Source organism: Nostoc sp. LEGE 12447 (assembly GCF_015206985.1).
Lineage (GTDB): Bacteria > Cyanobacteriota > Cyanobacteriia > Cyanobacteriales > Nostocaceae > Nostoc.
This window is the reverse complement of record NZ_JADEXT010000040.1, coordinates 40243-63332: the sequence shown is the minus strand read 5'-3', so window position 1 is coordinate 63332 and position 23090 is coordinate 40243. Positions and strand designations below refer to the sequence as shown.

Sequence of the window (23090 nt, the reverse complement as noted above, 5' to 3'; positions counted from 1 at the left end):
TGCTGTGTGTTTCTACAGCCAACAACCCCAACAGAGATAACGGTAGTGGGTCTTGGAAGATTCTATCAAAAACTGGCAAAACAGGAGTTGTTGAGTCGCTCGATGACGTTTACCTGCAAAATCAATATGAGCAAGGTGCTGGTGGTTACTTAGACACGCGGGGAAGAAACTGTTCTGAGAATCTGCTGTGTGTCTCTACAGCCAACAACCCCAACAGAGATAGTGGTAGCGGAACCTGGAAAATAATTTCTAAAAACAAATCTTCAGATGACTTACGTGAAGGTCAGCCTGTTCAACTTGTGAATGGTTATGGTAATGGTCAAGGAGGTTACTTAGATACCAGAGGCAGAAGTTGTAATGAAAATTTGTTGTGTGTCTCAACGGCTGCTGGCGCAGATAGAGATAGTGGTAGCGGAACTTGGAAATTTATTAAGCAGTAAATGGGTTGCGGTGGAACTCGGCGATCGCTTCTCGCGGTGGCGGTGGGCAGATTAATGTTTATGGCAAGGGGGGGCGGACTCGCCGAGTCCATGTTCCCCAGTCGCTATGGGTGGAGTTAATGGCACTGCGTGATGAGGCGTTGAAAGATGCGCCTGTGTTTGCCAGTGCTACGGGTAGACCTCTGGCCCCTTCCCATATTGACCGAGTGGTGAAAAGGGCGGCGAGGGCAGCAGAATTAGAGAATGCCATGAATGTTTCAGCGCACTGGTTTAGGCACAGTCACGCTACCCACGCATTAGATGAAGGTGTTCCGGTGCATTTGGTTCAGGCTACTTTGGGGCATACAAGTTTGGATACCACGAGTAAATATCTGCACGTTAGCCCTGATAGGAGTTCTGGGGAGGTTTTAGTTAAGCGATGGTCTGAGCCGTTTTAATTAGCGATCGCTTTTCTCTTCAGTGCGGGACGCAATCGCCCAAACCGATTATCTGTGTCTGACAAAGCCTCAGATTTGATGTCATCTAATTTCTGACGTACAAACACCCACGCATAAAATATGAAAATTTCATAGTACCCACATAGGTACTATGAAATTATTGTTGAGTTTTGCATAATACGAAAGCAAAGAAGGCAGAAAGCTAATCTTTGAAAAAAGTTTCCAAGCAAGGCTCAAGCTCAACGACTATGTTCGTTTGATCTAGATACACTACAGCAACTTTTTAGAAGGAAATAACCCTGGCAGTAGTTTCCTTACTTCTATCCCTATTTTAATGATTTTTAGCTCATCATCTTAGATATTAAGAACTCATCTAAGTACAACTAAAATCTGGGACTAAAGTGTGTAGGGTGATCGCCGAGATACGCGAAATAATCACACTTTTGCAGGTATCTCGGCGGACACCCGTGTAGTTTTAAAACAGCACGCTGGGAAATAAATTTAGTCCATATTTAGAAGAAATAAAGATACGGATAGTGATTTATGGTTAAACATATAGCTAGAAGGTTTTTCTCAAGAATATTAGTTATTCCATTACTGTTTATAGCTAGTAGTTGTGGTTCAGATGTTAACCTTGCAAAGGTTCGCGAATTCTCGAAAACCGCAAATTTGGCTAAAGAAGCATTGCCAGTGATTGCCAATGATATTTATCTATCCTGCTTAAGAGAAGCTCGATATAAATCAATTTCTATTCTGCCACCTGAGAGTTCGGACTCCCTATCTCCAGTTGAGAAGAATGAAATTGTAGCTAAGATCAATGCTTTAGAACAGCAGATAAGTAAATTAAAAGTTCCCGATCAAACATTAGTTGAGGAATTGAAGAAGTTAAAACTTCAATTGTTAACATCAAATTCCGAATTAATTGATTTACAATCGCGTTTAGAAGCTCAGAAAAAGTGCGATATAGAAGCTCAAAAAATAGGTCCACAAATGATAGTGGGAAACAGTATTATCATTTTATATATACAAAAATTGGGAGAAATTGCATCCGAAGATTTAATTGATTTTAATAGTCAATTTGATGAACTAAAAGTTAAATCAGATAGTTTATCTGATGAGTTGTTTGGACTTCTTCAAACAACTCAGGGAGAGCAGGGATTAATTAAGAAGCAAGTTAATGCAGGATTGGATCTAGCAAACTTTATTCTTAAAGAAATCTTTGAAGGAAAGAGACGTGATACTCTAAGTGAAGTTATCCCTAAAGCTAATATCCCTCTTAAGACCTATGCGATGGGTCTTGAAACTGTAGTGCAAAAGGTTTATATTGATACATATCTAAGAAGTGAAGAAGCAGCAGTAGATAACTACTTTATAGATTATATAGAAGAGATTTTAGACAGCAAGACAAGAAAAGAAGGAAATTCAGTTATTACATTAGCAAATACATTAATTAGTCTGGATCAAGATCGTTGGAATCCCAAAAAAGATGAGATTCAAAAGCGGCGTGATTTAGCTTATACATATATATCTTTGTTAAAAACAATAGTTAGCAGTCATGAAGAATTAGCAGCTATTTATAATGAAGGAAAACAACCATCCACAAAAGCTCTTGAAAGTTTATTGGATAAAAACACAACAGCTTTAAAGGAGTATATCAAACAGTCAAAAGAATTATCAAATAAGTCACTAGAATAAGAGTCCAAGCTAAAACAAGTAATGTAATTAAGGAGAAATTGGAAAGTGAGTGTACTTACTAATATTGATAATATAGACCTTTGGTTTGAATACTCGGACTTACTTCTAGATATAGCAGATGAAGTTGACAGTTTTCGTAGAAGACATAGAAATGTATTGACTACGCAACAGAAGGAAAAACTGAAATTCTATTCATCCAAAATTCGGAGCGATGCTCGTACATGGGCAACTGTTGCTGGTGAGAGCTTATTGAGTAGACTTGAACCACAATTAACTGAATTAAAAACAGAAGTTAAAAAGATTGAAGATTTACAATTTGAAATTACAAATGCAGCAAGTATAATTTTGGAAATAGCAAAAGTTATTGATATTGTTACAAAAGTTTTTCAGTTAATACCTAATCTGCTTGGCTGATTAAGGAGAATTTTATTTTCTGCCTCAACTAGCGACACAGAAACTGCATGAATAAATTTGCGAGTTTCTCTGATAAAATCAACACCCTAATCTGAAGTAAGTGTAGATTCTTTTTGCTTGATTAATAATGCTTCAATTCGCCCCTGTACGAAGCTGGAAGCTCAAAATATCGGCACTCCTTCTACTGGCTCGATGCGGACAGCGCCATCTAATGGTAAACTGTTGGGCAAGTGTGACAATTTCATAGGTAAATTGATTGTCATAAATTACTTTATCCAGACTGTCGGTGAGATAATTTTAGCTGACTTGTCATCTAAATAGAAATTGTAAACAGGTTCTCCTGATAATTCACAGCGAAGCGGCTCAAGAATTTTAGTGAACGGATTCCAAACTGCTGTTACAGTCCGTTTTACTTTCTTCCTTTGCAACTCACACTGAATATGTACCGTAGGTAGATGGATAATCATTGCACTGTGCAACGAAGCTTCTACACTCATTGCATAACGCTCTTGGATATCTAACAATTTTCTCTCTAACTCTCTATTAGTGGCTTCAATTCGTGCTACTTCCTTATCTAGTTCATCACCAATCAATTTTTTAAACTCAATCTTGTTGCGGATCGAGTCGCTAATCGTGTTGTAATAATCCTTGAGTCTTTCTTCATCCCTAGCTCTTGCTCTTGTTAATTTAGCCTGCCAATTATCTAGAGATTTACCAATCAATATTGCACTTTGATGTTCAATTAAGCTCAACAAATCTTCAATTGTCATCGCCAATGGTGTCTCTTGATGCTCCACAGGCATTAGGTCAGACTCCCAAAACAAAGCATCACCAATTTCTACTGGTGTTACTCCTGTTATTTCATTGATAATGAACGAAACTAAACCAATCCTTTTTTCGGAAGCATTGGCTGTGTAAGCGACATTACACAAGATGTAACGAGTAATTTCTGGTTTAGCATCTAAAAAACGAATTAAGCCATTTTGAGGTGCGAGTCTCTCCAATAAAATTTTCTCAAAGCCTGTGTTTTTCAGATGTCCATCGAATTTAACACTCAACGCACTAATAAGTCCTTTAACAGCTAATAGTTCAGATAGCTTATTTAAGACTTCTGAATGATAGGTGACAAAAACACTTTGGGGTACATCAGCAATAGTAGTAAAAGTAACTTCTTCGGGGAGGGAAAGTAGCAATGCTATATTTTCTGTTAACAACACATTTAAAATGTGTTCACCAGCAGGTTCTGCTATTCCATCATGCAGAGAAACAATTTTTTCTAAAGTAGCAATAATTGGATCTGAAATCATAGTTAGTCAAATTAATCTCTCAAGCTTCAAAATCTTCGCCAAAAATCTGTTCATCCAGTTCTTGAATTTGTTGATACTGGTTTTTGGCTTTCAACAAATTATCTGCCAATTGCTCGAAGGCTGTATCTAATTCTGGTTTTACCTGATGCTTGAGCCAGATATCCATGACAATTTCACTAAAGTCAAATTCATCATCCACGTTCCCTAAAATTGTTTCAATCTCTCCGACCACCAGTTCAAACATATTGATTTTGTCATGCAAGATCCGCAGAATATACTCTTCGATACTGCCTTTTAGACAAAAGTTAAAAATAAAAACATCCTGGGTTTGTCCAATGCGGTGGATACGACCAATGCGTTGTTCTATTTTCATTGGGTTCCAGGGGAGGTCATAATTAACGATCGCGTTCGCAAACTGGATGTTACGTCCCTCTCCGCCTGTTTCGGATGCCAGCAGTACAGAAACAGTATCTCGAAATGCGGCTATAGCCTCATCTTTCTGTTTAAGGGACATCCCACCAGTAAATTCTGCAAAGGGGATATTTGCAGCTTGCAGAGTTTGGGTCAAATAAGTGCTAGTTGCTTTATGAGTCGTGAAGACCAAGGTTTTCTGGGAAGATTTTGAGAGCATCTCTACCAATACTTTTGCTTTCTCGACCTGCTTCACTTGGGCTGCTCGTCTTGCTAAAGACTTCAGTTCAGAGTCAGGTAGGCGTTTGGTCAATTGCTTGAGGGAGTCAGCTAAAGCACCAGGGGACGAACCAGCACGCATCAGCAAATTGGTGCGGGAGAGTCTGTCTAGCTTATCCTCTGAAGAACGTAGATACTCGCTCAAGTCCTGGTAAAGTTTCTCCTCGCCTGCTGCCGGGGTAACGGTAATTGTGGTGGCGAAGCGTTTAGGCAGTTTGACATCTACTAGAGCGCGGGTATTTCGCACCATGACTTCCCGCATCAGGGAGCGCAATTTTTCGGGATTTTTAGGGACTCGTCCATTCCTGGAATCGACGTATTCTTTTTTAAAAGCGGCTTCTGTTTGTAGTAGTCCCGGTTTGAGGAGGGTCAGCAGATTAAACAGTTCAATAAGGGAGTTCTGCACTGGCGTAGCAGTGAGCATGAGGATAAACCGCTTATTGAGGGCGTTGACCAGTTTCCAGTTGAGGGTGGTGCGATTTTTCAGGTGGTGGGCTTCATCGACAACAACCAAGTCCCAAGTGCGACTGGTGACGTGAGGATAATGTTTAGCAGACTTAGCCGTGTTTAATGAAGCTATAATTCGCGGATTATTCGTCCAAAATTCGTCTATCGGTTGTTGCGGGTCACGGTTATCTGTAGTGATCGTAGCAATGTTAAATTTCTCACTTAACTCTGATTGCCACTGGGAAACTAGGGATGCGGGAGTTAATACCAGCATGGACTGTACCATACCCCTTGCTAAGTACTCGGCTATGATTAGTCCCGCCTCAATGGTTTTGCCCAATCCGACTTCATCGGCTAGTAATGCGCGTCCACCCAGTTGTCTAAGTACTTTTCGGGCTGTTTCAATCTGATACCAGTATTTGTCAATAGCAGTTAGTGTGGGCAGGCAAATTAGCTGATCATAGTCTGCCATTACGGAGAGGTTGAATAGGGCTAAACGCGCCTCGTAGAAATTGATCGGGTCATATTTACCTACTTTGAGAGCTTCTAAGGCAGTGTCAGAATTGAATTTGAATGTATAGTTCTTCTCCATGATGCACCCCTAACAGCTACTTTTAACCACACCGCGCACGCACTTTTGACCAGTTCAGCACCAATTAGGGAACTAGCTCAAAGCCCATGCCCACATGAGTGAAGTGAGCATCTTCGGTGAGGATTGTTGTAATGTTACATTCTTGCATAACGACCATTGAGGTCAAGTCAGTAAAAGAAATCAAGGGCTTATCGAGAAATTTAGAACGGAGTACTTGGGTTTGGGCAAAGCGTTCTTCAGTAATGCGTATTAAATAAAAGTTATCGGCTAAAAAAGCTGACAGCAGCGCTTTCATGGATTGGTCGGCTATCGGTGCAGGGAGTCGTCGAAAAAAGAAAGTGAATGTTTCGTCAAGAACGTAGTCAGTTGTATAAATTTGTCCATTTTGAGCAATGGCACGTTGGTAAGCTTGTGTGGCTTCTTGGTAATAGCGTTCACTTTTGTCGTGAAGCGTAAGCCAACCCCAAGTATCAATGAAAAACTTAGTCGCCATAGAGTTCCGAGTCTAAGTTGGCAGCCAGGGAGCCGTGAGATACTGCACCGATGAAGTTTGCCAGGGGGTCGCTACTGTCAGTGGGGGGGTTTGAATCTGGTGATTTCTGAGTACGAGCAAGCTGTTGAACATACTGCAACACATCTGCAAGGTGCTGCTCTGGTAGTTGTTCAATCACTTCAAAGATGGCTTGTTTGGTTGTCATAGCAATGACTTAATAATGTTGCTTTCTTATATAAAGTCTACTGCTGAAATTACCGTCTTAACTAGGACTTCTCTTCTTCTGATACACTTCAATAAACTGGAAACTAAAACCGAGTCGGTTGACCAAACCTCAACGTATTTTCTAGGAACAAGAGCCAGTGTCAACTTCAGACCATCTTTGCCGCATTATTGCCCTGTTTAATCAGGTGGGTGGTATCGCCAAATCGACACTGACAACAATTATAGTGTTAGTGCCGTATTGCTGATGCCATATATTCAAACCTCACTCAAGTGCGAATTTCTCCATTATGCCGAATGTGTTCAACTAACCGCTTAGTTTCACCACCAGCTAATTCTAGTTCCCTGAGATTGCCCACCAAAATAAACAATTCCCTTGCCCTACTAACGGCGGTATTTAGTAAATTAGGTTTCCGGTTGAGAAACCAAAAACTATGCTCTTGGTGGCACTGGTAAGGAGAGAAGATGATAGCTGCTTTCTCTCCCCCCTGGAAGGTGTGAACTGTGCCAATATCATCCCAAGAAAAGTTTCGCCAACGGTTAGATAGTCGATACTTGAGCGCGTTAGCTTGCTGCGAAAACGGCGACATCACCCCAATTGTCTTTGAGTTGTCATCCGAGTTAGTAGGTACCCATGTTTTAGCAAGGACGCAATTATAGTTTCTACAGCATCAATTTCTTCGGGATTGGTATGATTTAAGTGGCTTCCTTCAACGTGGTAAGCCAGCAGATGCTTGACCGTTGCAGTCTGCTGATCACCTGAAAGGATTTGCAGACCACCGGGATAGTTGGGGCTGCAAAACTGAATAATGGGTGGGGTGCAACGGTAATGATTAGAGAGAATAATGCCATTGCCTAAGTCGCCTTCTGTGCCATTAGCACCAGCCGCGCGGTGATAAGCGGTCGCTGTGTATTTGGCAGTGGGGGCATAGCGATAATAGTCTTCATTCCCCATGCCCCGATCCAGAAAGGCAGTTTTCAGATATTGTTTGATGGTATCGTCGCAAAGGTTTACGATTGGCTCAATTTGTTGCGGGTCGCCAGCCACTACTGCCCGTTGCGATCGCACCAGCAAGGGAAATAATTGATGTACAAGAGTTGTCCCCGCTTCATCTACCAGTGCCAGCTTTACGCTATTGGGATGAAGAATTGGCAGCATATTACGTATTGATTGCAGACTTGAGCTAATCACGGGGAAAATCAAGCTCAAGTCACGGTAGATAGCATCACTATCACTTTCCAGTTTGAGCAATGCCCCTCCGTCCCCCGTCAAGACGCTGCCGTAAGTTTCTAATGCCCTCATAACGCTATGCTTGCGTCGGAGGACTTCTTGCAACAGAAACGCCCAGGCTCGTTGAAATAGTTCTAGCTGCAAAAGGTGATAGTCACGGTAAAAACGACTGTAAAAATCGGCTTGGGGGTAACTATCAAGTTGTCCTTGGATTTGTTGCTTTTGAGCTTGCTTTAACTCTAGTTCATTATTAAAAGCTGTTAGTTGGGTTTGAACTGAAGTTACTTGCAGGTAAAGATTGCGCCATTGTTGTGAAAAATCGAGTTTTTGATTCACCTCTGCCTGGGCTGCGGTTAAACTAGGGTGGTCAAGGGGGGTCTGAAAAGGATGCCTTGTCGCCAAGGTGTTTAACACAGCTGCGTTGATCCGCAAAGCCAATCGGCGGAAAATTCGCTGATCCGTAGTAGCATTAAGCCAGTTCAAGGCGCGTTTTGTGATGGAGTCGGACTCTTTTGGCAGTTCGCGTTCTGCCTGGGTTAAAGCTTCTCGTATTTGCTGGTAGGCATCAAAGGGAAAATTTGCGTAATCAGACAAATTTGATAGCTGTTGGTGGAGTGCTTGTAACTTGGAATCAGTAACAGCAATCTCGTTATTGAGTGATTCAATTTCTCCATCCAGTTGCGATCGCCGTTCGGTATCAGTAACTTTTTGAGCAGTATTAAAGCGGTCTTGCTCTATAAGTTGCTGAATTTCACTCTCGGCTTGCAGCAATTCAAGTTTGGCTTGTTGCCAAGAATCCTGCTCAAATTCAGTATTACGCAGCCAATCTTGGGTTGATTGCAGTTTGGGTAGAGTTGACTTACGGATATTAGCTTGGTTGCCGCCTGGAAGATAAAACTGTTGAGCAGGAGAATCTATAGCCAGTCGTTGTTGGAATTTTTTAACGGTGCTGTTATTACTGGAGTTTAGACTAAGCAACACAAAACGACCCAGCTGCGCTGAGTTGATAAAACACAAGCTTCAAGTATCAAAATCTTTGATGTCAAGCAGATTTTGCTTGCTCTTTACGTGGTTTTGGCGTAGTTTTTTTAACTATGGGATAGCGAATTCTACGTTGTCGTGGTTTTCCTGGTTCCCAACCCGGAGACTTTCCACGCGGTTTGGGCGAACGGGCAGGAGTACCAATACCCTCTAAAATGATCCCCATAGCCTGAGCAACCCTTCCAGGGGTCAACTGAGCGATTGACTTTTGCCAAGGTAAAGGGTTGTCAGCAACGATATCACGAGCCAACCACAATTCCCAAGTAATCATTGGCATTAAGTCGCTCCATCTCTCACACTGTTTGGGAGTACTTAGTTTAGGAAGAGTCCAGTGCAAGCGTTGCTTTAAAAAACGATACCAGTGGTCAACAGTAAAGCGACGCAAATAAAGCCGCCAAACTTCGGATAATGGAGGCATTTCTTCTCCTACCCAAGCCAACCATAAAGGTTTTGAGACTCTTAAGTTACCTTTGTCATCAAGACGCTCAACTCGTATCAATGACATCGGACGTGCCGCAGTTTTACGGAAGTGTAAATTTTCCCATAACCTAACTATTAATTGCCCCAGTTTTGGATCGTTCATCTCTAGGGTTTGAGTTGCTTCGTCCCATGAATCGGGTTCATTGAGCTTAAATTTGATACCATGCTTCCTGGGACGACCCTTACCAGAATATGTTGGAGGTGCGCCCCATAAACAAAGGTTTGAACGTAAACGTACAAGAATATCTGCTGGAATCTCAGCAGTTTTCAAGACAAAAGGGGCACAACCATACTCGCTATCCCAAACTGAAATCGGTCTGGTAGGCAAATGCTCGCACACTTGTTTTAGCTGCCAGGTTGCCTTGTCTATGGGGTTTTCCCAACTAGTAATTCGTTCATGCCTCAAGGGTAATGCCCAACTACCAGAATCATCTGGCACCCAAGCAATAGTGCTGTATCCCTCACCAATGGTAATCGGTTTATTTCCAGGCACTGTTACACTCGTGTGTTCAATTGTTCTTTCTTGAAGAGTTACTGCATCGGGACGAGGCCAAGCAGTATGGTCGCCTGCCAACAAGGGACGACCTTGTGTTGGCATTTGTTTTATGTACAACTGCATCAATTTTTGTCGCTTTGGTCTGCTGTCTTGTAGAGCTTCATAGATGCTTGACCACTTGCGTCTAAAAAATGGAGATAGGGATAAATCTGCCAAACTGTAAGCATTACGAGTCGTCAAGATGGCATCAGTCAATTCAAAAGTCGCATCGTGGGCTTTGCCCAGATGGTTGTAAGCTGCTTGACGAAATTCTTGAAGTTTGTCAAATTTCATATTGGCAGGTGAGAGTAGGTGGTACTTCTCTCAGGTTCTGTCAAAAGGGGGTCTGTGTTCAATCAGACCCCCTTTTTTTGTCCTTTAAGTTTGACCATTTAGTCTAAACTCCAGTTATTAGCGCCGACAAAGAATATTAAATTATTTACATCATCAAGACCCTGAACAAGCCGTAACGCTCGATTTACTACTTGCTGGGCTATAAGGTGCAGAAACACCTCCGTTTTTCCATTTCCTGGTGGCCCACAAATAGCAGTTAGTAAATTCTCCTGGGCGTGTTTGAGGACAGATGCTTGAAATTCATCAGGTGCATGAGAGGGAAAAGCACCCCAGAACATCACTTCATCTCTGGGTAATTGTGGCTGACCCCATAAGTACTGCATTGCTGGGTGAGTTTCAGTTAGCCATTCGCTATTACAGTCAGGTTGTTGAAGTTCCTTGAGGATTTCTTGTATGTCAAGTTTCAGAAGGGCGTTATAGGGCGTAAAATCGCAGCGAAGCAAATAAGGTTGTCGAGAGGTTTTGTACTTGACTTCGGGTAAATCTACCAGTTCAAGAAAGTCTCGAAGCGTTGGGAATCTTCCTTTAAAAGTGTCTTCTAAAAATTTTCCAATTCCTGAAGCAACAATCAGTGATTCGGCTTGCTCCTCCTCTAGCCCGTACAGCCGCATCAAATTAACAACCACTGGCTGAAACTCGTATTCGGTCAAGTCCCAGCCAGTTTTGCGGTAATTACCTTTAAAGATGGGTGAAATATCGATGGTGAACAGAGGCAGGTATTTCAGCTTTTGGTCTTTGCCCTTGCCGTTGATTATATAAATTTGTGGGAAAGCAACAGCCATCTGAACATCATTTTTGTTACCTCTTTTAACTGCTTGCTGCTGTTGCTGGAATTGTGTAAATACTTCGCTATCTAACAGTAGCTTGTTGCCAACAAGCTGCACTCCCTTATCTACTACTTTTGAATAGATATCTGAAGAACGCTCAACCTCAGCTTGAGTCAGTTCTTCTAACCTGATGTAGCCTAGCCAAGCTTGTACTATCTGGATAAGTTTTTCTGACTCTAGCATGGTCACTTAAACATGAATCTTAGGCACTAAAGCTTAGTATAAAAAATATTTGAGCATTTTGCTTTCTACATCCTGGTTTTGGTATGTAAGGTTACTCAGCATTTGTCAGCGTCTCCAATTGGGCAAGTAGTTTCTCTATCTGTTTGCGCTTCTTAGGGTCTGACCAAATACGGGACTTTCTGAGTTTGGTAGTCGCAGCAGTAAAGCGCTCTTTGTAATCGTTAGACTCGGTGTTTTCGGTAGATCCTGCGGCTTTCTTCTCACTAATGCGCTGTCTGATTTCGCTTAAAGACCAGTTGTTGGCAATAGCTTGTTCTAAAAAGGCAATGCGCTCATCTAATTTCTGAATTTGGGCGATCGCTCTAGCTTTGGTGTACTCAAGTGAGCCTTCCCTTAGTGCATCAAGGATATCTTCTGGGAGGTTTAACAAGGGCAGGCGGTTCTTAACGAAAGATTCCCAGGCCATTAAGCCTAAGCCTTCAAACACTGTTTCAACAATTTTGAGGTCTTGGTTTACAGCAGGCTCATGATTAAGGGCTGAATCATCCGTTTCGGTTTCGCCCATAACGTTATGGGTAGATAAGCCAATATCACCTTCATCGTCGCTGATAGCGTTATTAGTGGACTCAGTTTCAACTCCGCCCATAACGTTATGGGTAGGTTCATCACCTTCACCAACGGGAGCGCCCATAACGTTATGGGTAACTGTAGATGCTTTGTTCTGTAGGCGTTGTAGACGATAGAGTAATGGCGGGATATCCTCAACGCTTCGACCTAGTTTGAGAGACAGCAGTTGCAGGATACCTTCAGTTTCTTCAACTGGGTTGAGGTCTTCCCGCAGCAAGTTTTCTATAAGTGCAAATTGAAAAGCTGCGTTGTCGTCTAACTCTCTGATGACGACGGGGACAACTTTCAGCCCAATACTTAAGGCAGCACGATAGCGGCGTTCTCCTGCGACTAATTCGTGTTTCTGTCCATCAAGAGGGCGTACCAACAAGGGCTGCAAGATGCCATGCTGTTTGATGGATTCAGTTAACTGCTTTAATGCTTCAGAATCAAAGTAACGACGCGGTTGATTAGGCGGCAGAGAAATCTGGTCTAATGGGATGCTCACTTGAGAATCGACATTATTGATGCCTGTGGTGTCCCAAGGTACTTCAATTTTGCTTTTGAGAGGTTGGCTTGCTTTAGTAGTGCGTCTCATTTTAAGGATTCTAAACTAACGGCTATTTTTTTCAAGATGGCGACAGATGGATGCTTGGGATCGTAAACTGCAAGGGGCATTCGTTCTTCTGAAGCATCAACAAAAGCAGTAGAGCGAGGAATGGGTGCAAAGACAGTTCCGGCGCTTGCTAATTGTTCGGTGATGGCTGCTAGGGTACGAGTGTCTTGGGAGTTACGGGCATCGTATTTTGTCGGCACAAATCCCGCTATTTGCAGTTTCCTGTTAGGTTTGTTGCGTACTGTAGCGACCGTTTTTAGTAATTCGCCTGTTCCCTCAAAGGCTTTGAAATGAGTTTCCAAAGGTACGAGAACATGAGTGGCGGCTACAAGGGAGATGTAAGAGAGTAGCCCTAAGCTGGGAGGGCAATCTATGAGGATGAAATCGTAATTCTCTTGGATTGGCTCGATGGCTTCTTTCAGGCGGAAATCGCGCATGGAAGCACTAACCAATTGCATTTCTGCCGTACTGAGAGAGATGTTAGCAGGGGCTAAATCCATGCCGTGAATCCCCTCAAGAATTGGCAGAGGTTGTTCATCCACAATGGCATTGTTGACAGTTTGCTCTATGTCTCTTGGAACCAAGCCCATAAAAATGGTTAAGCTGGCTTGGGGGTCTATGTCGATGAGCAGAACACGATGACCCAATTGCGCTATTTGGTAGCCCAAGTTTTGGGTAAGGGTGGTTTTGGCAACACCTCCCGCCTGATTAAAAACTGCGATGATTCGGCTCATAAGTCAGTTGGTTTACTGCACCGTTACAATTAAAGATAGCGGTAAACAGCCAATTGGCAATGTTTATTTTTTTAGGGAAATCTCACCATCAATATACAATTCATACCTAGTTTTATCTCTAATTTCAGTCAAAAGCTAATCGCGTCTATTTAGGTTTATGTCTCTTACTGATAAAGGTTTAAGACAGCCACCCAGTCGCATCTCTATTATGCGGTCGCACCTGAAAAATTGCGATTGCATCATTCGTATTGGTTTGGTTCAGTTAAGACTTCACCATCTGGCATAACAGTATTGCAGAAATAAGCCCCATACTTTTCTGCATAACGCCAATTTACATCCAATAAATTAGCATTTTCGAGATTAACACCCTCCATACGCGTAAATCTCAGATCAGCTTCACGTAAATCAGCCCCGCTTAGATTAGCATCTCTTAAATCAGCACCCCGTAACTTAGTTTTGCAGAGGATTGCCCCACTCAAATCAGCACCACTCAGATTAATGCCAGATAAGTCAACTTCGCTTAGGATTGCGCCACTAAGCTCGACACCTGAAAAATTATTTTTACCTGCATCTAAACGACTCAAAAACTCTTCAACATCCATACTGAATTTTGTGCTTGAGGACTGGAGTTAGTGTTCCCAAAAAAGATTGAGCCATTAACGCGCAATCAAGGTACTCAGCACTGGCGGCTGAAAGACTTATGGTATGAGCTATATTAGCTAAATAATAAATTTTTTTCTTAGTTTTTTCTTAATGGACTAAATTTTTATTGATAGCAGTAGCAGTATATAAAGATGGGAGCGAAAAGAAAAATCTTAATTCTCCTCTAGTAGCCGAAGTATTGGGATTTAGTGAGGAACTTAATTTCAGGAACTTGGACATTCTTGAAGCGGTCGAAATGTGGGGAAGTACACTCTACGAAGGCGGGTTGCCACAAATTGGCTCCATCCCAGATAGTATCCCTGAAATTGCAATTAATGAAGGTAGACCCCGTTATACCTTTTACCCCAGTGAAATCGGAACCAGTGAAATCAATATCTTCCCATACAACAAGCTCCCATTTAGCATAGCTGAAAATAGCGTTCCTCATAGTAGAACCACTGAAGTCGATATCAATAAAACAACCTTTCAGATTAATGCCACTGAGGTCAACGCCTCTGAAAAAACCTTCACGTCTGTCCTCAATAGTAGCAGTAGCGAAATTTCTCCGTTCAGCAGCGTAGAAGCTCAACAATTCCTCAGCATTTATACTCATCTATACACTTTCTCATTAACCACTATATATTGATCTAAATTAGCCGCTTTCCCTTTAATGTCGGCTTTCCCCAAAATTCCGACATTGAAGGAGAAGCGATCACGCAGGTGCGGCCAAGAAAGGAAGTTGCACAGCACTGGCTACTGAAAGCCTTATAACCCAGATTTCTCACCGATACTCAAAGCCTCTGTGCTTGTGCAGGGGAGCAGGGGAGAGTTATTGTACAAGTTCTTTCCCCTCTGTTTAGCAAGTTGAAATTATGGGCAAATTTGAGAAAAAGTCAGATTTTTTCTGGCAGATTTTGTATAAATTCTAACTGCTAAGTCTTCTGGATATCCTAGACAATCACCGTAACATCCATTAACAAAAGCAGTCCCCTGATCTCCAACTAACTCAAGAACAAAACGACCAGCTTCTCCTCCTGCACTAAAATCAGTTTGCTGATAATGTCTACCTTCTGCAAACCCCTGTGTTTGTATATGTCCAATATAATTCTTCAGTTGTTTGCACTCATTTAGCTGAGTAATAGCTTGCTTGTAATAAGATTCATATTCTCTAAAACCTAAATAATTTCTATACTCAATTGGCATAATCAATCCGGGAGTTAGCTTTGCAGTAGAAGCTATACAGTAAGGAATTAAAATTACTAATAATAAACAAAGTGTATATTTTACAGACAGTTGATAACGATATTGGATTTCATTTAAAATTTTGCCAGATATGTAAATACAAACAAAAGGTAATACTAGCAAAAAACTAGAAAATAAATTAACTAAAATGAACACATCTATATATAGTAATTTAGATGTGATTTTCAATGATTTAATATTTAAATTATCTTTTACTAAAAAACTATCAATTGTTAAAGTTATAACTAAAAATATTGGAGATATCAATAAAATTCCAGTTAACAAATACAAATATATAAGATATTTGTAGGCATTAATAGGTAAAATAATCAAATTAAGAATGCAACCTATAAGCGCAGCAATAATAACTACAAAGACTGAGAAACTTTCCTGATTAACACTAAAAATTCCAAGAGTTACTGCACTACAAGATAATGCAACAAATAATGCCATTGAAAAACTAAAAGGAAAATCACCTGGGTTATTCAACCAAACTCCAATAAAATCATCTCTCCAAAAAAAACTTGGTAAAGCTAATAAAAACAAAAACGGGCAACTAACGAAAAATATTAGACTAGTAATAGCTGCGGCAGATGTTTTAAAATCCAAATATTTATAATTCTTGTTCATTTTTGTTTTGAAATTTAGCGGTTAATAATCAAATTTACTGAAGATATTTCAACAGCAAATATAATCTATTATTTAAAATGAATTGCTTGTTATAACAAATTCATTTCAGTTTAAATTTATTTAATTTTAATAGTTAATAACTGAAGTGTCACTTTCTATCTAGAATTTAGAACTCGTTGCGATGAGGCGGCGTAGCGGAGTGGCTCTTGCGGGCATGAGGGTTTAGTCAACACAACCAGTAATCTCCCTGCCCGTAAGAGCCACCGCCTCATCGAGCGAAGCGGCAACGAGTTCGCCGGATCAACGTGAGATTACCGACTAAAACCCCGCTTTGGTTGCTTCTGCTTAAGCATTTCTTGCTGCTGTTCAATAAGAATTTCATTCCAAGTTCGCCCACTAGGTGCAATTCTTTTTCTTGTGATCAAACCTGACCTGGAAATTATCTTCAGTACAGTATTGTCTGCCTAGACACAATAAGAATACTTGATACAAAAATGAGTATTGCGGGTAGCAATAGGGAGTATTTAGGCGGAGAATTTCTGTCTGGCTTCCAACTGACGCTCACACTTTTTGGATCAAAAATGAGTATTTGCGCGTCATCTGAAGCCAAATCATTGCTATTAAACAACTCTTGAGCAAAACTCTATCTTTTTATCTGGTTGACTGACAAAACTACGAAGTATAAGAAAAATTTCTGACTCGAAACTCGCGTGCGAGAGATTTTTGAGCTTGTTTTTGAGATGCAATCACGGGGTTTGGATCGACATCTCCAGAAAGGGAAAGAGTAGAAAACAATCTCCATCCGCGATGCAAAACACCCTTGACCCACTCCCAACCAAGACGTAGATAACTATTACCCCGAAAAGTATGACAATCGACTAAACGCCGTTGACCAGTTTTGACAACTTCTTGTCCCTGAGCAGTTAAAAACAAGGTGGTAATTGCCATAACTAGGCATAAACGAGACAATGCAATGGGGGAACGAATTAAGGACTTTTCAAGTTGAAAGCCATTGGATTTTTCATCCAAAAATTCCTCCTCAATATCAAACCGTTCCCCGTACTCGCGAAAAGTTTGTAGTGAGGTTGGTTCATCACTGACGATGTACCAAAGCTCGTTACTAACCAAATCTCGCGCTAAAGCTAGATTGACCGGACCATAAGGATTTGTTTTAGTTATCTGCACACCCTGAAGAAATAGAGCATTTCCTAGATTCAGATGATAATCTCTTAGTTGACAGGGTGGTTTACCTGCTCGTAGTACCCACAAATCATTCTTTACACGGATACGGTAGTGCCACCCCAAATTCTGCTCCAAATAGTTCATTAATTTTGTATCGGCAAAACCTCGGTCTGCCATAAATCTAACTTTGGTTCCCGTTGGTAACAATCGAGATATGCGGCGCAATAAAAGTTCATAGACATCAAATGAGATACTGCTGCTTTTATGCTCAATTACACGCCATCCAACTGGTACAGCACGTCCACGATATCGAACTGATACTCGAATTAAACAATAACGATTCCACAACATGCTTGTATCTTCGATTAAGACTATTTCCTTTGAACCCCAAGCAGATAATGCTGCTTGAATGATTGGGCTATATAACCGTTGAACATTTATGCGGGGATTGTGTAACCAACGGCTAAACCGTCGTTGATGGCTTTGGGCGAACTTGGCGCGACTATCGACATAGATAGTCCACTTCGTCAAACTTATGCATCCTGAGCAAATTAGTCCGATAATCATCCAGATTAAGGTATGCAGATGGCGAATATCCGCCCAAGATTTTGATTGACCTAGTAGTTTAAGCAGTTCATTATAAATGTGGGAGGTTTTTGCCATTGTCTGAATCATAACTGTGTGTGGTTATCAGTTAGAGTACGACATGGAATGCCCTTTGATGAAGGGTTACACCTCCCCCTATCTCCACTTTTGTCAGTCAACCAGATCTTTTTATATTACTTTATACTACATTTGTAACCCAAAACCTGGACTCCACTTTTTAATTACACCAAAGCTTGCTGTAAACATCACTTATTACATAGGATTTATGTAGATTATAAGTATTGAAATAGTAGTTCTAAATACCTTCCCCAAGTGGTAGCTGTTGGGTAGCCCAACTGGTGACACACCGCTACCAGTTGAGCAGTAAAAAAACGAGTTGTTGAAAATTTGATGATTCCCCAACTGGTAGCTATAGAGTAGCCCTACTACTACCAGTTGAGCATAAGACTTTTAGAGAAAATTCTTGCGTAATGCTTACTGAATATGACTTACAGCAAATTTTGAACGCCTGTTTCATTCTCAATAACTTCAAAATTATTGAGAATTAATAATACACTTATATTGCAACTGTACTTCAAAAAACTGCTCTCTTAACTGCCCAGCTAGTAAAAACTAAAGCCTCGCCTCGGCAGCAACGAGTCAGGTGTACGCTCCGCGTGGCTCACAAGCTAAAACCACGGTCTTGCTGTCTTTGCTTTTGTTGCTCCTCCCTCAGATGAGCTTCTAGTTCCTGACTCCAATCAGGATTATGGGTTTTGAGCCTTTTACCCTGTGGCAGCAATTCTAAAACTGCACTAGCTGCGTTATTCCCCTGCTCATCATTATTGAATGCTACAACAACCCTATTGAAAGTCTTGAGAAATTCCATAGGTAGCTTATTCGGGTCATCAGCTACCATAAACATGGTTCTAGTTGCTGGTAGCCCCTTGCAACTTGAGATAACATAGGTGGCTGCTGACATGGCATCAATTGGTGTAGAACACAAAAAGACGTTTTCTACCTTGTCCGTTGGTTGCCCCCCTAATCTCAGATAAAACCAACCATAAGCTGTAGAGGTGTTTTGGTCGTACTCCACAGTGCGATGATTTTCTCTAGGCTTTGACCAAACTAATGCACCAGTTTTTTCACCATCTAAATCACGCTTGATAAACAAAATATTTCGTTGCTCATCCATGTAAAGCAACTGATTACCATGTAATCCTTGCACAATATAATCTGGTATATAGCGTTTCTCGCTTAAGTACTTGTGCAACACTTGCCAAACAACTTTATCCTCTGGTGGTGGAGTGAACTGAGGCTGTTGCTGTTTGCGTTCAATTTCTTGAAAAAGTTTTTCTAACTGCTCAACTGGGAGTGGTTTAACAGGTTTGAGCAGCAATTCATGAATAGGTTCATCATCGCGTTGTGGCTGGTAGTCAACGCCACGATGTTTTTGCAAACCGGGGAAGGTATAAGCTGCCCCTAACTGTGTACCACTGAAAGCCTGCCCATCTTTCTCATAAGAAATACCTTTAGACTTCCCATTTCTGGTAAATCCTGTTCTCACACTGACACTAGCTTGTTGCAGCCGCATGATCAGCGTTGGCATTTGGGGATTATCAACACTAGCCCTATCAATTGTCTGCTGAAGTTCCTCTTTGATAGTGCGTCCTGGTGGCTGGTCAAGTTTACCTAGTTCATATTCTTCTTGCTCTCGCCTTATGCGCCTGATTTGTCCGGTGCTGGGTGTGCGATTCAGTTTTTCTCTACTGCCCTGCACTTGCACTAGGTCATAATCAATTTCAATCTGCCGCAGCACTTTCTCAGAGCGTACATAATCCCAAGAATCATGCACTACTAGCCCTGTATCCATCCTGATTCTGCTGGCGGCAATGTGGATGTGGTCGTCGTCGGTGTTGTGGTGGCGGAAGATGGCGAATTGATTGGCATCAAAGCCCATTTCCTTCATGTAACGGTCGCCAATCTCGCTCCACTTCTCATCATCTAATTTATCGTCTTTAGCTGCTGACAATGAGACATGGTAAACAACTCGGTCTGCATCAGAATTAAGTTGTCTCGACAGCTTAAACTCTCGCGCCAATTCACGCGCATTTCTTCCGCTCATGTTGCCGCCGATTAGTTTAGCTTCATCGCGCGATTCCAAGTAATTTAACAGATGGCGAAAACCTCTACCCTTCGTCTGCTTCCCAATCATCGCCTTCTTCCTCATCTTCCCAGTCGTCAGATTCCGTGTCAGCTTGGGCAATCTCTCGTCTACACTGATGCAATACTTCTAAAAGTTCTTGTAATAGTTCTGGCTTGGCTGGTGGAGTACGCCCCATTTTTATGGCTGTGTTTGTGGCTTTAACGAGTTGGTTTAAGTTATTGCCAATTTGTCCTAGTTCCCAATATGTTTGCAGGCTAATCTTACTTAATCGTTTTGGTAATGGACGCATCAACGCATTGCGTCTCATCAGTTCACTCGCTGACATCCCCGCATCAAGTGATTTTATTCGCAGCAAGTCCAGTTCGATGTCGCTCAACCTGACTGGAAAAATATGCTTTCGGACTAGAGCTTTTGACTGCTTGCGATTCGCCATAAATCGAGAATATCAGGGACATTGCGAGGGGGGTTTTTCAAGGGGGGTTTCCCCACTTGAACCAGTCTGCTGTTCGAGCGCAGCGAGACAAAGCGTAAGCTTTGAGGCATGGCTGGCTTCAAGCCCATTTTGGGGGCGAGGTATGTGTCATGTGCTACGTAAGTACGGAGGACACAGCAGGGGGGCTGAAGGTGGGAGTACAACGGCGTAGCCGTGATGCTGACCATCCTACAACTTTAAGAGAGATATATCAACGGCACAGCCGGAATTTGAGATAATCAAGCAGTCGGTAAATTCTGGTTTTGCGTAGCCACAATAAAGGAGATAAAACGGCGTAGCCGCTATATGAAAATTCTCTGATTCAGCGAAGCTGGCACACAAAATAATAGTTCAGCGTAGCTGTAATATGAAAAGATAATTCAGCGAAGCTGTTTTAAGTAAAGTTCTCTTATTCAGCGTAGCTGTAATAGTCAGATTTTTTAGCATTAGCTTGAATAAGAATACCAGCGAAGCTGCCACACTAAAAACTATAAGGCGTAGCCGTAATACGAAAAGTTGATTCGGCGTAGCCGCAATAGTCAATTTTTTTGAGGATTTTGAATCAGATTTTTTCAAATAGCCGATAATTATCAGTTAATCGGTATTCACGAGATAACCATGAGTGAGCATCAGAATTCAGAAGTGATTACGAAGGGCAAGATTGATAAAGCCATCAATCTGCTGAAGGAGCAAAAGCCAAAAGAGCGAGAAGATGTATCGGACAGAGACGCAGTTCGGAAGATGAGGAGATATATTGAAAAACTGACCTCTGATAAATATGGCTACACTTATGATGAAGTGTCAGAAATGCTGAAAGGGTTAGGTATTCATTTGAGTGGCAGCAGAATTAAGTATTTAATAGGGGAGTTGAAGAAAAGCAGCCGTCAGCGAAAGAAAACTGAGTCAGAAGAAAATAATCAGTCATTAGAGCCTGCTGCTGAAAGGCAAGGAGCAGTTAAAGCTAGTGGTGAAGCTGGTAAACCATCTGAAAATAATGGTCAGCGTAGAAGAAAAAATCAACAGCCAGCAGTAGAAGAACAAAATAATAAACCAGAGTCAACTAGCCAACCAAACAGGTCAGGCTTTGTACCTCAAATTTATCGAGATGAAGATTTATAAGCTGGTTGAATCATGGATAAAGCGACTAATCCTCATATAAAAGCAGCAGTCAATAAAAGAATAGTGATGTATACCAGCGAAAAGGGAGGCACTGGGAAAAGTATTGTGGCCAGATTTCTTTTAGATATGTACTTAGCCAATGATATTAACGTTGTAACTTATGATTGCGGCTCTAATAACCCGCAACTGTGGAGACACTATAACTGTTCAGTTCCTGAACGTTTAAATATCCAGCTAAGGGGAACAGCAATGAAATCACTCAGTCTATTAAGTATATTTTCATACTTTACTAAGTCCAAAATCAAAAGCTGGCCACCTGGTTTGAGAGCAGCTTTCAAATTAGGCAGTAACAGAAGCAATGGTAAGTGATGAACAATTACTATAGAGACAATTACATTAAATTGTTCTGTTGGAAACTCCCACTTCAAAATATCAGCCACTTGAAAATCTATATTCGGATACTGTGTGAAACTGCTGCAATCAATGAGTGATTTTTTCTTTCTGAGTATCACAAACTTTAATGCTGGCAAATTGTCGTGCTTGACGAGGAAATATTTCTCGCAAATCAGCAAACATGGAGGCGTTTGAGCAAGCCCTAAACACTTGCTACTTTTACCCCGTGATAGCCAAAAGGTAGAACATGGGTTATGTCCTTTGACTTATGAATTTTTGATAAACAGTGTTTACAGTTAGGTATTTAGGTAAGTAATTACCTAAATACGTAAGTGAGGTAAAAAATAATGTCATTGCAATTAATTGAAACCATGATTTGTGAATTAACTTCTCACGAAGCTTCTCTAGTTAGTGGTGGCTTTGAAATTACAAATGATACCAGAGGTACAAGAACCTTTTTCCCTTTTAGTGCGTCATCAGTACCAACAAGAAGAACTTTAGCACCTGGAGCCAGTGGTACCTATACTGAGGACTACGTTTTGTTTAATTCTACAAAAAATGGTTTTAACCCAGTAGTACAACCAGCAAGCGGTTCATTAAGTTTTGCTGAAGAAGATAATAGTATATTTCTTCGTGGAATTGCTGAATTCAGATCTCCAGATAGCTAAAATTTAAGGTAGTCCTAAATTTGACATCCTCTCCCGCTAATCCTGACGGATGTAGCGGGAGAGGATGTCAATATGGATTAATCTGAGTAAATCTCAGTGGGTAAGCAACGCAAAATAATCATCAGCAAGCCAGCCCTAACAGAAGGGGTGCAGCTGTGCAAAATCCGCCGGTTCTCAGTATTAGTAACCCTTGTGGCAACTTCAGCTATATACTCAATGGCATCATCGGGTGATGACTCCGATTCAGTAATCAGCATGGGGAAGTATTCACGCGCAAACCACCTTTCCTCATCGCTCAGGTCTGTCAAATTTTTATTACTATCGCTATAAAGACTATCTAATAGCAGGAGTAATATTTTTTGAGCATTGCAAAAAGTCGCTCACAGCTTGGTAAATTGTCCCCCAGCTTGGAAGATTTTGGCAACGTGAAGAGAGGAGTTTGGATTTCTGTAGCTGCCGAGGGGCATGGAGTACACACACTACAAAATATTACAGGATTAGACTTCTTTTTGAGCCTTAATTCTGCACAGTAAAATAGCTGAATCTGTGTATATTAGTGCAAATTTTGACTCAAAATTGGCTCAATCGCCTATTTTCAGAGTGGACAATTGTGCTTGCGTTGTGCAAATTGGTACAAAATAACTAT

26 protein-coding genes are annotated in these 23090 nt (G+C 41.4%); 9 read left to right on the top strand and 17 right to left on the bottom strand.

Annotation, left to right across the window (positions count from 1 at the left end):
* From IQ274_RS28635 to IQ274_RS28620, 4 genes are all read left to right on the top strand, one after another.
* Positions 1 to 440 (top strand): hypothetical protein (locus IQ274_RS28635; protein ID WP_194144223.1); only part of this gene is annotated, 440 nt, incomplete at its 5' end.
* Between the two features lie 5 nt (positions 441 to 445).
* The gene (locus IQ274_RS28630) at positions 446 to 877 is read left to right on the top strand and encodes a tyrosine-type recombinase/integrase (RefSeq protein ID WP_194144222.1); all 432 of its coding nucleotides are present in this window, start codon (positions 446 to 448) and stop codon (positions 875 to 877) included.
* Between the two features lie 543 nt (positions 878 to 1420).
* A complete protein-coding gene (locus IQ274_RS28625) occupies positions 1421 to 2572 on the top strand; it encodes a hypothetical protein (RefSeq protein ID WP_194144221.1) in 1152 nt (383 codons plus the stop codon).
* Positions 2573 to 2617: 45 nt separating this feature from the next.
* Positions 2618 to 2986 (top strand): hypothetical protein, encoded by a 369-nt coding sequence (locus IQ274_RS28620; RefSeq protein ID WP_194144220.1) that lies wholly within the window; start codon positions 2618 to 2620, stop codon positions 2984 to 2986.
* Positions 2987 to 3252: 266 nt separating this feature from the next.
* On the opposite strand, the gene IQ274_RS28615 is transcribed toward IQ274_RS28620, so the two are convergent.
* From IQ274_RS28615 to IQ274_RS28565, 11 genes are all read right to left on the bottom strand, one after another.
* The gene (locus IQ274_RS28615; RefSeq protein WP_194144219.1) at positions 3253 to 4293 is read right to left on the bottom strand and encodes a hypothetical protein; all 1041 of its coding nucleotides are present in this window, start codon (positions 4291 to 4293) and stop codon (positions 3253 to 3255) included.
* Between the two features lie 19 nt (positions 4294 to 4312).
* Complete coding sequence (locus tag IQ274_RS28610; RefSeq protein WP_194144218.1) at positions 4313 to 6022, bottom strand: DEAD/DEAH box helicase; 1710 nt, start codon at positions 6020 to 6022, stop codon at positions 4313 to 4315.
* A gap of 64 nt (positions 6023 to 6086) precedes the next feature.
* Positions 6087 to 6515 (bottom strand): type II toxin-antitoxin system VapC family toxin, encoded by a 429-nt coding sequence (locus IQ274_RS28605; RefSeq protein ID WP_194144217.1) that lies wholly within the window; start codon positions 6513 to 6515, stop codon positions 6087 to 6089.
* Entirely contained in the window at positions 6505 to 6720 is a 216-nt protein-coding gene (locus tag IQ274_RS28600; RefSeq protein ID WP_194144216.1) for a hypothetical protein, read from the bottom strand. The genes IQ274_RS28605 and IQ274_RS28600 overlap by 11 nt, the downstream gene beginning before the upstream one ends.
* Positions 6721 to 7006: 286 nt before the next feature.
* Entirely contained in the window at positions 7007 to 7327 is a 321-nt protein-coding gene (locus IQ274_RS28595) for an AAA domain-containing protein (protein ID WP_228058420.1), read from the bottom strand.
* The gene (locus IQ274_RS28590; protein WP_194144214.1) at positions 7327 to 8949 is read right to left on the bottom strand and encodes a hypothetical protein; all 1623 of its coding nucleotides are present in this window, start codon (positions 8947 to 8949) and stop codon (positions 7327 to 7329) included. The genes IQ274_RS28595 and IQ274_RS28590 overlap by 1 nt, the downstream gene beginning before the upstream one ends.
* Positions 8950 to 9010: 61 nt before the next feature.
* Entirely contained in the window at positions 9011 to 10318 is a 1308-nt protein-coding gene (locus IQ274_RS28585) for an NF041680 family putative transposase (RefSeq protein ID WP_194144213.1), read from the bottom strand.
* A gap of 98 nt (positions 10319 to 10416) precedes the next feature.
* A complete protein-coding gene (locus IQ274_RS28580) occupies positions 10417 to 11388 on the bottom strand; it encodes a superfamily I DNA/RNA helicase (RefSeq protein ID WP_194144212.1) in 972 nt (323 codons plus the stop codon).
* Positions 11389 to 11479: 91 nt separating this feature from the next.
* Positions 11480 to 12592, bottom strand: coding sequence for a ParB/RepB/Spo0J family partition protein (locus tag IQ274_RS28575; protein ID WP_194144211.1), 1113 nt, complete (start codon positions 12590 to 12592; stop codon positions 11480 to 11482).
* Positions 12589 to 13344 carry a ParA family protein gene (locus IQ274_RS28570; RefSeq protein ID WP_194144210.1) on the bottom strand — a complete coding sequence of 252 codons (756 nt, stop codon included), beginning with the start codon at positions 13342 to 13344 and terminating at the stop codon, positions 12589 to 12591. Before IQ274_RS28570 ends, IQ274_RS28575 begins: the two co-directional genes overlap by 4 nt.
* 239 nt (positions 13345 to 13583) lie before the next feature.
* Positions 13584 to 13946, bottom strand: coding sequence for a pentapeptide repeat-containing protein (locus IQ274_RS28565; protein WP_194144209.1), 363 nt, complete (start codon positions 13944 to 13946; stop codon positions 13584 to 13586).
* A 167-nt stretch (positions 13947 to 14113) separates the two neighbouring features.
* Here IQ274_RS28565 and IQ274_RS28560 point away from each other — a divergent pair, with 167 nt between their 5' ends.
* The gene (locus tag IQ274_RS28560; RefSeq protein ID WP_194144208.1) at positions 14114 to 14632 is read left to right on the top strand and encodes a hypothetical protein; all 519 of its coding nucleotides are present in this window, start codon (positions 14114 to 14116) and stop codon (positions 14630 to 14632) included.
* Positions 14633 to 14856: 224 nt separating this feature from the next.
* On the opposite strand, the gene IQ274_RS28555 is transcribed toward IQ274_RS28560, so the two are convergent.
* From IQ274_RS28555 to IQ274_RS28540, 4 genes are all read right to left on the bottom strand, one after another.
* Positions 14857 to 15858, bottom strand: coding sequence for a hypothetical protein (locus IQ274_RS28555; RefSeq protein WP_194144207.1), 1002 nt, complete (start codon positions 15856 to 15858; stop codon positions 14857 to 14859).
* 672 nt (positions 15859 to 16530) lie between these two features.
* The gene (locus IQ274_RS28550) at positions 16531 to 17715 is read right to left on the bottom strand and encodes a transposase (RefSeq protein ID WP_228058416.1); all 1185 of its coding nucleotides are present in this window, start codon (positions 17713 to 17715) and stop codon (positions 16531 to 16533) included.
* Positions 17716 to 18307: 592 nt separating this feature from the next.
* The gene (locus IQ274_RS28545; protein WP_194144206.1) at positions 18308 to 19840 is read right to left on the bottom strand and encodes a relaxase/mobilization nuclease domain-containing protein; all 1533 of its coding nucleotides are present in this window, start codon (positions 19838 to 19840) and stop codon (positions 18308 to 18310) included.
* Positions 19815 to 20225: a plasmid mobilization protein gene (locus tag IQ274_RS28540; protein ID WP_194144205.1), complete on the bottom strand. Its 411-nt coding sequence runs from the start codon at positions 20223 to 20225 to the stop codon at positions 19815 to 19817. Before IQ274_RS28540 ends, IQ274_RS28545 begins: the two co-directional genes overlap by 26 nt.
* A gap of 149 nt (positions 20226 to 20374) precedes the next feature.
* Between IQ274_RS28540 and IQ274_RS37515 the strand changes: the two genes are divergently transcribed.
* Positions 20375 to 20503 (top strand): hypothetical protein, encoded by a 129-nt coding sequence (locus IQ274_RS37515; RefSeq protein WP_265578574.1) that lies wholly within the window; start codon positions 20375 to 20377, stop codon positions 20501 to 20503.
* Positions 20504 to 20882: 379 nt separating this feature from the next.
* Positions 20883 to 21383 carry a hypothetical protein gene (locus IQ274_RS28535; RefSeq protein WP_194144204.1) on the top strand — a complete coding sequence of 167 codons (501 nt, stop codon included), beginning with the start codon at positions 20883 to 20885 and terminating at the stop codon, positions 21381 to 21383.
* Positions 21384 to 21580: 197 nt separating this feature from the next.
* Here the strand turns inward: IQ274_RS28535 and IQ274_RS28530 are convergent, their stop codons facing one another.
* Complete coding sequence (locus tag IQ274_RS28530; RefSeq protein ID WP_322745360.1) at positions 21581 to 21823, bottom strand: hypothetical protein; 243 nt, start codon at positions 21821 to 21823, stop codon at positions 21581 to 21583.
* 300 nt (positions 21824 to 22123) lie between these two features.
* Here IQ274_RS28530 and IQ274_RS28525 point away from each other — a divergent pair, with 300 nt between their 5' ends.
* Complete coding sequence (locus IQ274_RS28525) at positions 22124 to 22444, top strand: hypothetical protein (RefSeq protein WP_194144202.1); 321 nt, start codon at positions 22124 to 22126, stop codon at positions 22442 to 22444.
* A 77-nt stretch (positions 22445 to 22521) separates the two neighbouring features.
* On the opposite strand, the gene IQ274_RS28520 is transcribed toward IQ274_RS28525, so the two are convergent.
* Positions 22522 to 22752 carry a hypothetical protein gene (locus IQ274_RS28520; RefSeq protein ID WP_228058414.1) on the bottom strand — a complete coding sequence of 77 codons (231 nt, stop codon included), beginning with the start codon at positions 22750 to 22752 and terminating at the stop codon, positions 22522 to 22524.
* Positions 22753 to 22803: 51 nt separating this feature from the next.
* Here IQ274_RS28520 and IQ274_RS28515 point away from each other — a divergent pair, with 51 nt between their 5' ends.
* Entirely contained in the window at positions 22804 to 22977 is a 174-nt protein-coding gene (locus IQ274_RS28515) for a hypothetical protein (protein ID WP_194144201.1), read from the top strand.
* Positions 22978 to 23090 lie beyond the last annotated feature (113 nt).

Bases quoted from the DNA above. Each gene is read 5' to 3' on its own strand.
- IQ274_RS28625 (WP_194144221.1), top strand. From the start codon at position 1,421: ATGGTTAAACATATAGCTAGAAGGTTTTTCTCAAGAATATTAGTTATT.
- IQ274_RS28615 (WP_194144219.1), bottom strand. From the start codon at position 4,293: ATGATTTCAGATCCAATTATTGCTACTTTAGAAAAAATTGTTTCTCTG.
- IQ274_RS28610 (WP_194144218.1), bottom strand. From the start codon at position 6,022: ATGGAGAAGAACTATACATTCAAATTCAATTCTGACACTGCCTTAGAA.
- IQ274_RS28605 (WP_194144217.1), bottom strand. From the start codon at position 6,515: ATGGCGACTAAGTTTTTCATTGATACTTGGGGTTGGCTTACGCTTCAC.
- IQ274_RS28600 (WP_194144216.1), bottom strand. From the start codon at position 6,720: ATGACAACCAAACAAGCCATCTTTGAAGTGATTGAACAACTACCAGAG.
- IQ274_RS28595 (WP_228058420.1), bottom strand. From the start codon at position 7,327: ATGTCGCCGTTTTCGCAGCAAGCTAACGCGCTCAAGTATCGACTATCT.
- IQ274_RS28585 (WP_194144213.1), bottom strand. From the start codon at position 10,318: ATGAAATTTGACAAACTTCAAGAATTTCGTCAAGCAGCTTACAACCAT.
- IQ274_RS28580 (WP_194144212.1), bottom strand. From the start codon at position 11,388: ATGCTAGAGTCAGAAAAACTTATCCAGATAGTACAAGCTTGGCTAGGC.
- IQ274_RS28575 (WP_194144211.1), bottom strand. From the start codon at position 12,592: ATGAGACGCACTACTAAAGCAAGCCAACCTCTCAAAAGCAAAATTGAA.
- IQ274_RS28570 (WP_194144210.1), bottom strand. From the start codon at position 13,344: ATGAGCCGAATCATCGCAGTTTTTAATCAGGCGGGAGGTGTTGCCAAA.
- IQ274_RS28565 (WP_194144209.1), bottom strand. From the start codon at position 13,946: ATGGATGTTGAAGAGTTTTTGAGTCGTTTAGATGCAGGTAAAAATAAT.
- IQ274_RS28555 (WP_194144207.1), bottom strand. From the start codon at position 15,858: ATGAACAAGAATTATAAATATTTGGATTTTAAAACATCTGCCGCAGCT.
- IQ274_RS28550 (WP_228058416.1), bottom strand. From the start codon at position 17,715: ATGATTCAGACAATGGCAAAAACCTCCCACATTTATAATGAACTGCTT.
- IQ274_RS28545 (WP_194144206.1), bottom strand. From the start codon at position 19,840: ATGATTGGGAAGCAGACGAAGGGTAGAGGTTTTCGCCATCTGTTAAAT.
- IQ274_RS28540 (WP_194144205.1), bottom strand. From the start codon at position 20,225: ATGGCGAATCGCAAGCAGTCAAAAGCTCTAGTCCGAAAGCATATTTTT.
- IQ274_RS37515 (WP_265578574.1), top strand. From the start codon at position 20,375: ATGTGCTACGTAAGTACGGAGGACACAGCAGGGGGGCTGAAGGTGGGA.
- IQ274_RS28535 (WP_194144204.1), top strand. From the start codon at position 20,883: ATGAGTGAGCATCAGAATTCAGAAGTGATTACGAAGGGCAAGATTGAT.
- IQ274_RS28525 (WP_194144202.1), top strand. From the start codon at position 22,124: ATGTCATTGCAATTAATTGAAACCATGATTTGTGAATTAACTTCTCAC.